Consider the following 14,236-nt stretch of genomic DNA (forward strand, 5'->3'; position numbering starts at 1 on the left):
TTGCCGTCGCCGCCAAGGATGCTGTCATCGCCTTCGCCGCCGCCCACGCGGTCATTCCCGGCCCCTGCATCAATCGTGTCGCGCCCGGTGCCGCCGCCGATGTCGTCATTGCCATCGCCCGCGTCGATCAGGTCATTGCCGAAACTGCCCGACATGCTGTCGTTGCCGTCACCGCCCGACAGCGTGTCATTGTCCGCCCCACCCGCGACCACGTCATTGCCTGCTCCGCCCGTGATGCTATCCGCGCCAAAGCCACCGCCGATGATGTCGTCACCGTCGCCACCGTCGATGGTGTCATTGCCCAGGCCGCCGCCGATGTTGTCGTTGCCGGGGCCGCCGGAGATCAGGTCATTGCCATCCGAGCCGGAAATGGAGTCGTTGCCGCCGTTGCCCTCGAGCATGTCGTTGCCGGGCCCGCCCGCGAGCCCGTCATTTCCTTGTTCCCCGATCAACGTATCGTTGTCATCGGTGCCAATCAGGGTATCGCCCCCCTCTGCGGCCACAAGAAACACGCCCGGGCGCCCGACGATTTCCTCGATCAGATCGCTCGCCAGAACGGTTTGATCCGGAAATTCGATTTGTTCGATGTTGATCAGATCATCCACGCCATCAAAGGGCGAGGCGAGACGCAAGCCGGTGTCGGTCAGAGTGATCTGAAACTCGCTCCGCGAACCAGTGTGATATGTGGCCGTATCGAAACCTTCGCCGCCGTCCAGCAGGTCATCACCCTCGCCGCCGTTCAGCACGTCATCGCCGTCAAGCCCCTGCAAGGTATCCTGCCCCTCTCCGCCTGTGAGAAGGTCCGGACCGATGGTGCCGATCACGAGGTCGTCGACAGAGAGTTCCGACACCGTCGTGTTCGCGAACGCAGCCAGAGAGATGGGCTGGTTTGCGCCAAAAGGCCCTTGGGTCACAGGGTTGCCCGCGACGATCGAAGACACGAACTGCCGGAAAGACGTAAGATCAGTGGGCTGCGTCAGGGTAGAGCTGCCAAGCTGGAAGAAGTAATTGTCATTGGTCTCGAAATTAAAGAACGATAGCATGACAGCGGAGCCGGATGTGGTCGTAAGCTGACCCAGAGACGGCTGATCAATCGGGTTATCTACCTGTGTCAGGTCGATGCCCTCAAGACGCGCGATCTCAAAGTCGCCGAGGTTGTTGATGATGACGTCTGGCACGTCTCCGGCGGTGGCGGGTTCCGCGAACCGATAAGAGAATTGATCGGTCGGAACCGACAGCTCCAGCGACACTGTCCTGAAGTTGCCCGCGACAACCGAGATCGTGCCATTCGGTAACAAGAAAAAGTCATCAATGCGCGCGGCGAAACCGTTGACTGTAAAAAGATTCATAAACTCACCTACCGAAGATTCATCCGTTCGGTAGTACCGAACACCGTCAGTTTCAAGCGAAGAATTTTCGGCCGCCGAGCGGTTCTGCGCCAATCAGATCGACAGGGGTCAAAGGCACCCTGAGCGTGGCAGGGTGTCTCTGCGCGAAATTGTCAGAGGAACTGAAAATCCTCGAGCGTCAGTTGCGCCGCTGTGATGCCTTCGACAAGGATGATGTTGCCGTTGACGCGCATCTCTACGCCTTCTGTGGTGTCGATGATATTCATCGCCGCAACAAAGCCCGCCAGACCATTGCCGCCGTTGTTGATGTTCTCAAATCCGGTATCCGGATCAAACCGGCGGATGAAAAAGCTGTCGATGCCATCCTCGAAATCGGTGATCACATCCACCTCGCCCTCGAAGAAGGACGAGAACACGAATTGGTCCGCGTCGGCACCGCCATTCATGCGGTCATTGCCCGCACCACCATTGATCGTGTCATTGCCCTCGCCGCCACTGATGACATCGTCGCGGCCCCCCCCGGCGAGGAAATCGTTGCCGTCGCCGCCAAGGATGTTGTCATTTCCTTCGCCGCCGCCAACCCTGTCATCGCCCGCGCCTGCGTTAACGAAGTCCTGACCTGCCCCGCCGCCGATGTCGTCCGCGCCATCGTTGCCGAAAATGAGGTCATTGCCGAAGCTGCCGGACATGCTGTCATTGCCAGCACCACCCGAGAGCGTGTCATCGTCCGCCCCGCCCGCGACCACGTCATTGCCGTTGCCGCCCGAGATGCTATCCTGGCCAAAGCCACCGCCGATGGTATCATCCCCATCGCCGCCGTCGATGGCGTCATTCCCCAGGCCGCCGCCGATGTTGTCGTTGCCGGGGCCGCCCAGCACGAAATCATTGCCGTCCGAGGCGGAAATCCGGTCATTGCCTGCGGCCCCGTCGAGGCTGTCATTCCCCAGACCGCCAGAAATCGTGTCAGCGCCGGTGCCACCGATCAACGTGTCGTTCTCATCTGTGCCGATCACGGACTGGCCCGAGTCTTCAGCGACCAGGAAATCCCCGCCGAAATCGGGCAATTCGGTGAGCGCCGAGGCCACGGAAACGGTCTGATGCGCAAATTCGATCCATTCCACGCCAATCAGATCGTCGATGCCAAGCGCAGAGGTCACCCTTAGACCATTCGGGATAACGCTGAACGTGACGGATGCCCTTGTAATCGTGTCGAAAACAGCGACATCCTCACCAATGCCGCCAAGGATCAGATCATCGCCCAAGCCAGCAATCAGACGGTCATCGCCCGCGCCGCCGATCAATGTGTCATCGCCCGCTCCACCGTTCAAGATAAAGCGCGGACCATCCACCCGCGTATGGTGATCCTCTTCGCCGGGAACATCGCCCAAGCTGAGCGGGTCATCGCCGACGGTCACGGTCACGACGCGGCGCGCCTGTTCCGGCGCGGCGGCGGTGCCTTCGGTCACGGCCTCGAGGTTCATGTAGACCAGCGACCACGCCTGCATCGTGATGAGGAAGGCATCCAGCTCATCCGCGGAAATGAGATCGAGAAACTCGGTTTCGATCACGACCTGCGCCGCTTTCTCGTCTTGTCCGCCTGCCCCGCCATCCCAAAGCTCGCTGTAGGTCACGCGATAGAGTGTTGCGGAGGGATCGCGCACGGCACTGAAATCGAGCGTCATCTCATTTTCCGCACCGCTCAACTCTGCAACGACGAAAAACGACTTCGGGCCGTTTTCGAACCCGTGGATCGTTACATTGCCCGCTTCGAGAAAATCTACCGTGGGCGTCATGCCGATGGCTTGGCTCAGCAAAGCATAGGATTCGCCCGCAATGGTCAGATGTCCGCGACAGGTGCAGACCAAGGTGACAGACCGGCTATTGTTGAAGAGTGAAGGCCAGAAATGCGCCGTGGTCACGTCATGCGTCACCATCTCGTAGAACATCGCCACATCAAGAATGGCGTGCTGAAGCCCGCGGTTGTTGGCCTCATTCACGTCCCCGGTGCGGCTGACGTTCCATTCGGTGATGTAATAGTCCAGTTCTGGCAAGGACGCACTGCGGTTGCCGAGGTTCGTCCTCCAGAATTCGAGTTGACTGAAACCGAATTGTTCCTGTGTGTCGACAGCACCCAGACCACCTTCAAGGTAATAGTGCTCGCTCACCGCGTCGACCGCACTGGCCGCATCTGACACGTCAATCGAGAAAATGTCGCCATTGGCCGTTTGCACCAGCATCGATTGCTGGGCAAAGGCGGAAATGATTCCGGTGTTCTGAGATCGGGCGTTCCCCTGTGAGGGAACGACTACCTGAGTAAGTTGCGAGAGCGGGGGCACACCTTCGTCGCCGATCTCGGTTGGTTGATAAACAAACTGCGTGACCGGATCGACGTAGAGCAGACCATCGCCATTCGGGGAGTAAACGCCGGCCGCGCTGAGAGTCTGTACCACGATATCGGGTTGATCGGCGCGGGCAATACCCAAATCCAACAGCGTGGCCTCGACCGTTTGGGCCACGGCTGCGGCCACCCTGCCGTATTCTCGCGCGGTCATCCGGCCAGAGCCCCAGAATTCATTGCCGATCTCGAAGGCATCAATCTGCACGCCGGCCGCCGCAGCATCCTGCGCCGCCATGGTGACAAAATCGGCCACATCCTGAAGATAGCTGGCCGACACCAGCCGACCACCATAGCTGCCTGTCAGCAAGGCTTGTCCAGCGGTTTGCGTAAAACCTACAGCCGTGGGAATGACGAGAGTCGTGCTGGTGCCAAGATCCGCCGCAAAATCGAGAAAGTCGGAAAAGGGGATCAGATCAAGCTCGCCGCCATTCTGGAACGTGCCTACCGTGCGCTCGTGGCTACCGCCCGCGATGTCGGAAATGTCGAAATGGCTCTCTGTGATCGAGCCGCCGGGAAACCGCAAGGTTGTGATATTCGCCTCTGTGAACCGGTCGATCACCTGATCGCGCAAGGAGATATCGGTCGTGATCGTCAGATTGGCGCCAAACATCTCGGGGGTAACGACAGTGCCCGTGTTTTCATCCGTCTGATCAACAACGCGTATCATTCAGCAATCCTCAGAAAATGAGAGTCAGGGTACAAAACGACACACGGCCAAGGACACAACCGGGGAAACAACCAGTAGTTTATTTCTGTGCTTATGGATACCTATCCTAATGGGGTAGGCTCAGAGGAAATCTTGCAAAATACGTGCCAACTATACGGCGAAACACCTATTTAGGAGTATTTTACTTATCCCTTAAAGCTTCGGGGGCATCAAACAAACCGGTGCTGTTCAGGCGCAGCACCAAAGTGATTGCGAAAAACAAGTCGCGTGGCGCGTTCAAACAGGTCTCGAGAGCCTTCGATCAAACACATGCCTTTGTTTTAAGGGAATTTTCTGCATGGCCTATTCCCCTCGGGATCATTGCGGTTATCCTGTTCCTCTTTAAAATGACCTAGGTCATCCTTCGGTGTGACAAGAGTAACCCTCGAATTTTCCTGAAAGAATGCGCGGTCCCTCGCCATATTTGACGCGGCCGCGACAATTTTCATGTCGAAACGCCGCGCCTTTGGGATTAAGAGGGCGTCAAAATCTCGATGGCACATCTCTTTGCAAGAACGGACAGACAGCATGACCTCTTATGGACGCGGCAATCCCAGCCCCGAATATCTCGACATGGTGGCCATGTATGAGCGGTTGCACGAAGAGGGCGAAGCGGCGGCGGGCAAATCCGGCACGCAGACCTTTCCGGGCAAGATGCTGATCCGTCATGCGCCGGGCATCAAGGAGATGATCGACCGGACGGGTGCTGCCGATATTCTGGATTATGGCGCGGGCAAGGCTGTGGCCTATGACCTGCGCGATGTGGCGCTGAGCAAGGACAAGGTGGTGCCCAGCATTCAGGACTATTGGGGCGTTGCCGATATCCGCTGCTATGATCCCGGTCACGAGCCGTTCAAGGAATTACCAGACCGGCAATATGACGGGGTGATCTGCACCGATGTGCTGGAACATATCACCACGCCCGATGTGCCCTGGATCGTGGACGAGATGTTTGGCTATGCGCGCAAGTTTCTCTACGCCAATGTCGCCTGCTATCCGGCGGTCAAGGTTTTGCCCAATGGGCAGAACGTGCATTGCACGGTGAAATCGCCGGAATGGTGGGCCGGTCTCTTTCATGCCATCGCCATGCGGCATACGGATGTTTCATACCGGCTGATCACCTCGACCGCGACGGGTCGCAAGAAAAAGTTCGGCTTCGCCAAGAACCGCAAGAAAGAATACCAAACTGTCGAGCGGATGGCCTGATCCGCGCCTGCGCTGTCAGAGCCTGACGTGTCCCGAGTAGTGATCTTATGAAATATCGCCCCGAAATTGACGGTCTGCGTGCCGTGGCAATCCTGCCTGTGGTGCTCTATCACGCGGGGGTGTCATGGTTCCCCGGCGGGTTCGTCGGCGTCGATGTATTCTTTGTCATCTCGGGCTATCTGATCACCTCGATCATTCTGGGCGAGCGCGCGGCGGGCACCTTTACGCTGGCTGGCTTTTACGGCCGACGCATCCGGCGTATCTTTCCGGCGCTGTTCGTGATGATGGGGATCAGTTACCCCGTCGCCTGGGCGCTGCTGGACCCTTCGGCGATGGCCGAGTTTTCCGGCAGTATCGCCGCCTCGACCGTATTCTTCGCCAATGTCTACTTTCTGGAGGTGAGCGGCTATTTCGCGACGGCCGCAGAGTTCAAGCCGCTCTTGCACAACTGGAGCCTCTCGGTCGAAGAACAGTTCTACCTGCTATTCCCAATGGCCGTTTTGCTGACATGGCGAGCCGGGGCAAAATGGCAGGGTCGCATTTTCCTGGCGGTGGCGCTCATCAGCCTTGGCCTCGCGCAGTGGCAGATCGCGCGGGGCAATGAGGCGCGCGCGTTCTTTCTGCTTTATGCGCGGTTGTGGGAATTGATGGTGGGCGTTCTCGTGGCCTACTGGCTGACAACACCTCAGGGGGCCGCCCTGCGCGAGAGCGGTCGCTGGCGGCACGGCGCGCTCCTCGGGCTGGCGCTGATCCTCGGGGCGGTGTTTGCCTATGACACCGAAACGCCGTTTCCGGGTGTGGCCGCGCTTTTGCCCTGTGTGGGCGCGGCGCTGGTCATCGCCTGTGCCACGGGGCAGAGCATGACGGGCCGACTGCTGGGTTGGCGTCCGGTGGTCTTTGTGGGGCTGGTCAGCTATTCGCTCTATCTCTGGCATGTGCCTGCGCTGGTTTTCACCCGCATCGGCACGGGGCGCGATGATCTCTGGCTCATGCTTGCCGCCTGTGCCGTGGCTTTTGCCCTCGCCGTGATCAGCTGGCGCTATGTAGAGCGGCCATTCCGGCGCATGCATGCGCTGCCACCCCTGCGTCTTTTCGGAACGGCGGCGGTGTGCATGGCCGTGCTGGGCGGACTTGGTCTATTGGGGCAGGAAACCGACGGGTTTCGCGCGCATTACCTCGCCAATAGGCTCGACCCCGAGACACGCGCCAATTATGAGCGGTTCAGCCCGACCGCCACCCGCTCGCGCGTGGCCGATGACGGCTGCCGCTTTCGAGACGAAGAACTGAAAGAGGATTTCGGTGCGCGGTTGCAGGCGTGCGCAGCACAGCATGGGCCGGGGATTTTCGTCCTGGGCGACTCGCACGCCGAGAATGTCTATAACGCCCTGCGCAGCACCGAGCGTTTTCCGTTCCTCGTGGGCCTGACGCGCGGAGGATGCCGGCCCTATCAATACAAGGCCAAATGTTCCTATGAGGCGGCGATTGCGTTTCTAGAGGCGCATCGCGACGCGGTGGCGCAGGTGGTTTTTCATGTCTCCGGCTCGCATTACATCCTCGATCATCGCAACGAGGGCGACAGTGACGCAGCCTTTGAACCGGGCACCGAGGCGCGCATTGCGCAAGAGAATATCACCCTCACCTCTGCCTATCTGGCACGGCTGCCAGAAGAGCTTGATGTGCTCTGGCTTGGCCCCTTTGCCGAGGCGCGGGTGGATCTGAGCAATCCCGGCAATTACAGCCCCGAGCGGCTTCGCTTCAACCCTGTGTCATTGGCGCATTTTGACGTGTTGGAAGCACGGATCGAAGCCGAAGCCAAAGCACAGAATGCTTATCGTTATGTTTCGCTGATCGACGCGCTCGATTTCGATCAGGACGCGCTTTTGCAGGGCGACTGCCTGACCTTCTGGGACGTGGATCATTTCAGCCCCTGCGGCGAGCATATCTTTGGCCCGACCATCGCGGATCTGGTGTTGGGCAAGGCTCCGCTGACGCAGTGACGCTTTTGATATGGCAAATTGGACGTAGAATGGGTATGCGACCCCCAAAACCGGTCACGGCGCACAGGTCAGTCGTGACACCGGCAGAAAAGGCCCAAAACCATGCGTGACACCCTCCGTCTTCTTCGTGCCTCCTTTCCCGAGGCCAGCAAGGTCGTCTGGCGCAAGGCCAGCCGACGCCTGCTCAAGCTCAAGATGGACGTGACAGGCGCGGATCAGCAGACGCGCATCCGCGCCGAACGCCAGATGCGCGGGCGCGAGCAATTCGCCAGCCTGCAACGCGCCGATGCGGTGGTCGTGTCCTTTGGCAAGAGCGGGCGCACATGGCTGAGGGTCATGATCTCGCGGCTCTATCAACAGGTCTATGATCTGCCCGAGGATATTCTCATCGGCTTTGACAATTTCCACAACATGGATCGCCGCGCGCCGCGTCTGTTCTTTACCCATGACAATTACATCGGCGATTTCACCGGAAACACCGACAACAAGGCGGATTTCTACGACAAGAAGGTGCTCTTGATGATGCGCGACCCGCGCGATGTGGCGGTTTCGCAATTCTTTCAGTGGCGCTACCGGATGCCGTCGGAAAAGAAGCTGCTCAACGAATATCCGGCACATGACGAAGATACGCCGATTTACGACTTTGTGTTGCACGAGGGCGGTGGCCTGCCCAAAATCATCGACTTCATGAACCTCTGGGCGCGTGAAATCGACAAGATGCGCGCGCTCTGCCTCATCCGCTATGAGGACATGCGCGCCAATCCGCGGACGGTGCTGAGCGAAGTGGCGCAGTTTCTCGAGATTCCCGCCGATGCCGCCGTGATCCAAGAGGCGGTGGAATATGCAGATTTCGAGAATATGAAGAAGAAAGAGGCCGACAGCGGTTTCCGTCTGAGTGGCGCGCGCGTTGCCCCCGGCGACAAGAGCAACCCCGACAGCTACAAGACACGGCGTGCCAAGGTGGGCGGGTATCGCGACTATTTCGACGACGACCAAGTGGCGGTGATCGACGCGCTGGTCGAGGCGCGGCTTGATCCCATTTATCGTTACGGTGCAGCCGTCAAAGCGGACAAACCGGCGGAATGAGCCAGCCTGACGCAATGCCTCGCATCTGGCGGGTTCTGGGCGACAAGCGCGGCGACAATGCTCAGGTCGAGATTGTGGCCGAGGCGCTGGCGCAGGAACGTGGCTGGGTGTCGGAACTGCGGCATATCGAAATGCTGCCGCAATTCGTCGTGGGCAAGCCGCGCGTGGGCCCGACGCTCTATCACATCGACCAGAGCCTGAGCGATCCGATCGAGCCGCCATGGCCGGACCTGATCCTGACGCGCGGGCGTCGCCCGGCCAATGTGGCGCTCTGGATCAAGAAGCAATCGGGTGGGCGCACGCGGATCGTGCTGGTGGGCAAGCCTGCGGGCTGGTTCTCGCATCAGATGGCGCAGTTCGACCTGATCGTGACCAGTGCGGAAACCCTGCCTGCGCCTTTTGACAATGTGATGCAGATCGACCTGCCCTTGATGAAAATCAGCCCCGAGCGGCTGGAGGCGGGGCGCAAGGCGTGGGAGGCACGGCTGGATGCCCTGCCCCGGCCCTTGGTCGTGTTCCTGATCGGTGGGCCAACCAGCCCCTTTGTCTATAACGCCGAGATGGAGGCGCAGGTGCGCGCCCGTATGGCGCAGGTGCTGGCGACGGGCGGCACGCCCTATATCGTCGGCTCGCGCCGCACGCCCAAGGGGTTTCTCGACCGCGTGACGGCCGGTCTGCCCGAGGGGGTGCAGCGCTTTGACTGGGGTCAGTCCGACGATGAAAACCCCTATACCGGCCTCCTGGCGCTGGCGGATCGTTTCGTCGTGACAGGCGACAGCATTTCGATGCTGGTCGAGGTGGCGCGACTGGGCAAGGCGCTGGAAATCGTGACCCTGCCCTATGGTCCCTTGGGCAAGGTCGACGATGCACGACGGCGGGCGGCGGCGTGGATGTTTCAGAACCGCCGCAACGCGGGGCTGGCCGAGCGTCTGCGCCTTGCCCTGGCGCGCGGGCTCTATCACATGCGGATGCTTCAACAGACCCGGCACTTCCCCCGATTTCACCAGATCCTGATTGATCGCGGTCTGGCGACATGGATGGGCGAAAGCGAGACTGCTGGCAGGGGCGAGCGTCCGGCGCTGTCGGCCACGGATGCCGATGTGGCGCGTATCCTTGCGCGGATTGATCCGCTCTTGTCGGGGCGCTGACATGGGCACCACCGGCGGCGCGACCCGCATCTGCATGATCAGCAATCCAACCAGCGGCAACAACCGCAAGTGGCAGGCACGCATCGTTGCGCGGCTGGCCGCTTATCCGCAGGTTGCGCATCACGTCACCCGCTCGCCGCATGAGGCCGAAGCGCTGGTTCCGCAACTGGCCGCGTCCTGCCCGGATGTGGTGGTGATCAATGGCGGCGATGGCACGATTGCCGCGGCTTTGGGCATGATCCTGCGCCACTGGGCGCAGGACCAGCTACCGCTCATCGTGCTCTTGCCCGGTGGCACCGCCAATATGACGGCGGGGGATATCGGGGTTGCGTCGTCGCACAAACAGGCGCTCAAGCGCTTTTTCCGCTGGCTGGATCGCGGCGCGCCGCTGACCGGGGATATTCGCACGCGCCACATCATGCGGGTCACCGGGGCGGCCGATGGCCATGTCCGCCACGGGATGTTTCTGGGCACGGGCGCAATCATGCAGGCCACGCGCTTTGCCCACAAGACCGTGCATTCGCGCGGGCTGGGCGGAGAGTTGAGCCTTGGCATGGTGTTGGTCCGGTCCGTCTGGGGGTTGATCCGGCAAGACCCGAAGTTTTATCAACCGACCCATGTTGCGATAGCGGTGCAGAACGGATCGGGGGCGGAGGTTACGCGCGACACCGCCCCGATGCTGATCCTTGTGGCCAGCACGCTGGGGCGGCTTTTCCTCGGCATCCGGCCCTTTTGGGCCAAGGACGAGGCCCCCATTGGCCTGACAGCAATCCAAGGCGGTGCGCGGCGCTTTGCCCGCGCCTTTCCTTCGGTGCTGCGCGGGCATCCAAATCGGCATGTCACGGTCGAGAATGGCTATGAGAGCTTTGGCGGAGCGAGGATCGAACTGCGCTTTGACGGCGAATTGAACCTGGATGGCGAGTTGTTCGCCACCGCCGGGGGCGATGTGCCGCTGGTGATCGAGACGGAAGGGCCGATCCGCTTTCTGCGCGCGAAATAGCGCGGGCTGTTGGCGCGGGCATCTCGCGCGTATAAAACCACGGCCAAGACCCGACATGAGGCAATAACTCCATGACCGCCGCGCAGTATCCCACCCCGGACGGCCCCACGCTGGAAAGCTCTGCGCCGCTCCGGGCGTTGATGGACGCGCTGAGCGCCCGGTTCGGCGATGGGTTACAGGCGGTGATCCTCTATGGATCGTGCCTGCGGAGCACCGATCTGCTTGACGGGCTGGTCGATTTCTACGTTTTGGTCGAGAGCACGCCCAAGGCCGAACCGCGGCTGTGGTTGCGTCTGGCCGGGCGCATCTTGCCGCCCAATGTCTATTATCTTGAGACCCCGTTGGGCGCAGAAACCGTGCGCTGCAAATATGCCGTCCTCAGTCTGCGGCAGTTCGAACGCGGGACCGGACCCGGCTGGTTTCAATCCTATCTCTGGGGGCGCTTTGCGCAGCCGGTCAAACCCGTCTGGTGCCAGTCAACGGACGTGGAGCATCGTTTGCACGCCGCTTTTTTCCGGTCGGGCGAAACGCTCTTGCGCCGCGCCCTGCCCGCCCTGCCGCCCGAGGGATCGCTGGATGCGGTATGGCAAGGGGCGCTGGCGCTGAGCTATGCCACGGAACTGCGCGCGGAAAAGCAGGGCCGCGCGGCGGAACTGGCAGGCCATGGGCGGGGGTTCTATGCGGCGATGACGCAGGCGCTCTTGCCGCGCATGGGCGATGTTCTGCGCCTTGAAATACACGCCGATGGCAGCCTGACCTATCGCGGCACGGTTACAGCCCGCGCACGTCGTTTGGCCCCTGCGCTCTGGGCGCTGCGGCGGCTGCAAGGCAAGGCGTTGTCGGTGGCACGGCTCATCAAGGGCTTGTTCACCTTCGAGGGCGGATTGGATTATCTTGCGTGGAAGCTCTCGCGCCATTCGGGTCAGGTGGTGGATATCCCGGACAAGGTGCGCCGCCGCCCGTTGATCCACATCTGGGGCTTCATGCGCCATCTCTACCGCAGGGGTGTGTTCCGCTAGGACCGCCCACCTTGGGCGAGAACCCGCGTATTGCGATCATCTTGCGTTACAAACGTGAAAGATTGGGGCTATTCTCTGATCCAGATCAATACACGACAGTTTTTATTGTGTTTCTGGACATGGCGTCTCTGCAAATTCTGCTGTATAGAGCCGCTCAGAACAAAAAACCGAGGTTGCGGATCACTCATCATGAAACACGCTGTATTCATCCAGACGAACCACAAGCAGATTGTCGGCGCCATCGTCGCTGAACACGCGCTGCGTCGCTACTCCACCAACAATGACAAGTTCGAGGTGCATATCGTCAACAGCCGCGATTACCCCTTCTTCCTTGCCCGTGAAGGTCAGGAATACATGCGCGACGGCGTCAAGCGGGTCTGGCTGAACGAGGATTTGCAATCCTTTACCCCCACCCGCTTCATGCCCCCGGAGCTCATGGGCTATGAGGGCCGCGCCGTGGTTATCGACCCCGATGTGTTTGCCTGCTCTGACATCTGGGAATTGCTGAACCGCGACATGAAGGGCAAGGCGATCATGGCGCGCATGCGCTCTGGCACCAAAGGTCTGATCGACAAAGCCTATGCCAGCTCGGTGATGCTGCTCGACTGTGCGCAGCTCAAGCATTGGAAGGTCGAAGAGCAGTTCAACGCGATGTTCGACGGCGACCACGACTATTCCCGCTGGATCGGTCTGCGCAACGAGGACCCGAACAAGATCGAATTCATCGAGAACGAGTGGAACGACTTTGACAAGTTTACCACTGAGACCAAGATGCTGCACACGACCCGCCGCAAGACCCAGCCGTGGAAAACCGGCCTGCCGGTGGATTGGCGCCCCGCAGAGCGTTTCCGCCTGTTCCCGCCAGCCGCATGGGTGCTGCGCCTGCGCCGCAAGATTTTCGGCGAATACGGCCTCATGGGCAATTACAAAGAGCATCCGGACAAGAACCAGGAAAACTTCTTCTGGGGTCTGGTCAAGGAATGCGTTGAGCAAGGCAAGCTGACCGAAGAGTTCCTGCGCAAGGAAATGGAAGAGAATCACGTACGCCACGATGCGCTCGAGGTGATCGCGCGCGTGCCGAGCCTGCCGCCTGCACCGGCGCATCCGCTGAGCACCGGCAATCTGGCCAAGGCCGCCTAAGCGCCTAGACGTTCAAAACAACGCGCGGATACGTTCCGCCGCAATCTGCGCTCCGACCGAAGGGTCGGGGCGCATTTTCTTTGCCCAAGTCTCGCCTGCGCCGATCAAGGCGGGGGCTTCATCCAGCCAGTGCGCCTGCCCCGCCTGCACCAGCGCCTGCTGGATACGCGATACATCCCGCCGCATCCGCCGCGGGGCAAGGCGCATGGCAAGCGCGTGGCTAAGTGGTTTGGGGCGGAAATTATGTGAGTGTGTCCACCAAGACCCCGGTGCGTCGCCCGGATCAAAGACATAGAGCGGCCGCCCGAGGCTCGCGGCCTCGGCCAGCATCGACATGCTCTCGCCGGTGACGATGAAACGATCCGCAAGGCCCAGATAGGCGGCGTAGGGATTGGGCGCGGCGGGGTCGCGATCATGCCACCAATAGCACCGGGCCGGTACATCCAGCGTGGCGCTGACGGCTTCGGCCACGACGCGCGGAGTGCGGGGGCTACCGCTGACGAGCGCGGTGCCGCCGGTCTGCTGCACGAGGCTGTTGATCCCTTGTGCCAAAAGCCGCCCTTTTTCCGGGATAAAAACGAAGGGGCCGCTGTCACCGCCAATGAGCACGCTGGTATAGGGGCGCGGCAGATGGGCCAGCGCAGGGGCCGCCTCTTGCGCCGCCTGATCCACACCTGCGCGGGTGAATTGGTGCAATGGCAGCGGATTGATCAGGACATTTGGGCCGGGCGTGAGAAAATACTGCGGCGTGCTGACGATCAGATCGTAGCTGTCCAGAGGGGCCCAGGGGCGCCCCAAATGCACCAGCCTTGTGTGCCCCCCCGACTGCCGCTTGATCCAGCGCGCCACAGGCTCGTTGCGTCGTCCTGCACTGATTACCAGATCAGGCCAAGGCGGGCCGAGCGGGCTGGATGCCTGCCGGTCAATGCCCAAGAGCGTGACCCGCAACATCAGATGCGGCAAGAGTTCCCAGCCGCGTGCAAGAATGGTTTTCCGCTCCATCGGCCAGCCAAGGGCGTCGGCCAAGGCCAACACTTGCGTGTTGTCCCCCGCCTTGCGGCCCAAGAGGCACCAGACCCTTGGCTCTTGCGTTGTGTTGCGACGCGGCAAACGTCTCTCTCCTGCTGCTCTGGTCGGGCGCGGAATCACGCCCGATGCGTTCCGGGACAAAATTACCGATACAAAGA

General features: G+C 60.8%; 10 protein-coding genes. 7 read left to right on the forward strand and 3 right to left on the reverse strand.

Annotation, left to right across the window (positions count from 1 at the left end):
- Together AACZ65_RS16570 and AACZ65_RS16575 are read right to left on the reverse strand one after the other, a co-directional pair.
- Positions 1-1,349: calcium-binding protein (locus AACZ65_RS16570; RefSeq protein ID WP_339672704.1), on the reverse strand; the 1,349-nt coding region annotated here is incomplete at its 3' end.
- A 152-nt stretch (positions 1,350-1,501) separates the two neighbouring features.
- On the reverse strand, positions 1,502-4,414 hold the full coding sequence (locus AACZ65_RS16575) for a calcium-binding protein (RefSeq protein ID WP_339672707.1): 2,913 nt from the start codon (positions 4,412-4,414) through the stop codon (positions 1,502-1,504).
- 567 nt (positions 4,415-4,981) lie between these two features.
- On the opposite strand from AACZ65_RS16575, the gene AACZ65_RS16580 reads away from it, so the two are divergent.
- The 7 genes from AACZ65_RS16580 (at position 4,982) to AACZ65_RS16610 (ending at position 13,049) form a co-directional block, all read left to right on the forward strand.
- Positions 4,982-5,659, forward strand: coding sequence for a class I SAM-dependent methyltransferase (locus tag AACZ65_RS16580; RefSeq protein WP_037271867.1), 678 nt, complete (start codon positions 4,982-4,984; stop codon positions 5,657-5,659).
- A 47-nt stretch (positions 5,660-5,706) separates the two neighbouring features.
- On the forward strand, positions 5,707-7,656 hold the full coding sequence (locus tag AACZ65_RS16585) for an acyltransferase family protein (protein WP_339672711.1): 1,950 nt from the start codon (positions 5,707-5,709) through the stop codon (positions 7,654-7,656).
- A gap of 102 nt (positions 7,657-7,758) precedes the next feature.
- Positions 7,759-8,742: a sulfotransferase domain-containing protein gene (locus AACZ65_RS16590; RefSeq protein WP_339672713.1), complete on the forward strand. Its 984-nt coding sequence runs from the start codon at positions 7,759-7,761 to the stop codon at positions 8,740-8,742.
- Positions 8,743-8,756: 14 nt separating this feature from the next.
- Positions 8,757-9,890 (forward strand): ELM1/GtrOC1 family putative glycosyltransferase, encoded by a 1,134-nt coding sequence (locus tag AACZ65_RS16595; protein ID WP_339672715.1) that lies wholly within the window; start codon positions 8,757-8,759, stop codon positions 9,888-9,890.
- Between the two features lies 1 nt (position 9,891).
- Positions 9,892-10,890 (forward strand): diacylglycerol kinase family protein, encoded by a 999-nt coding sequence (locus AACZ65_RS16600; RefSeq protein WP_339672717.1) that lies wholly within the window; start codon positions 9,892-9,894, stop codon positions 10,888-10,890.
- Between the two features lie 71 nt (positions 10,891-10,961).
- Entirely contained in the window at positions 10,962-11,909 is a 948-nt protein-coding gene (locus tag AACZ65_RS16605) for a hypothetical protein (protein ID WP_339672718.1), read from the forward strand.
- Between the two features lie 189 nt (positions 11,910-12,098).
- Positions 12,099-13,049 (forward strand): hypothetical protein, encoded by a 951-nt coding sequence (locus AACZ65_RS16610; protein ID WP_339672721.1) that lies wholly within the window; start codon positions 12,099-12,101, stop codon positions 13,047-13,049.
- Positions 13,050-13,061: 12 nt separating this feature from the next.
- On the opposite strand, the gene AACZ65_RS16615 is transcribed toward AACZ65_RS16610, so the two are convergent.
- Positions 13,062-14,159 (reverse strand): ELM1/GtrOC1 family putative glycosyltransferase, encoded by a 1,098-nt coding sequence (locus AACZ65_RS16615; protein WP_339672723.1) that lies wholly within the window; start codon positions 14,157-14,159, stop codon positions 13,062-13,064.
- Positions 14,160-14,236 lie beyond the last annotated feature (77 nt).

The organism is uncultured Roseovarius sp., from assembly GCF_963972555.1.
In the GTDB taxonomy this organism is placed as follows: domain Bacteria; phylum Pseudomonadota; class Alphaproteobacteria; order Rhodobacterales; family Rhodobacteraceae; genus Roseovarius; species Roseovarius mucosus.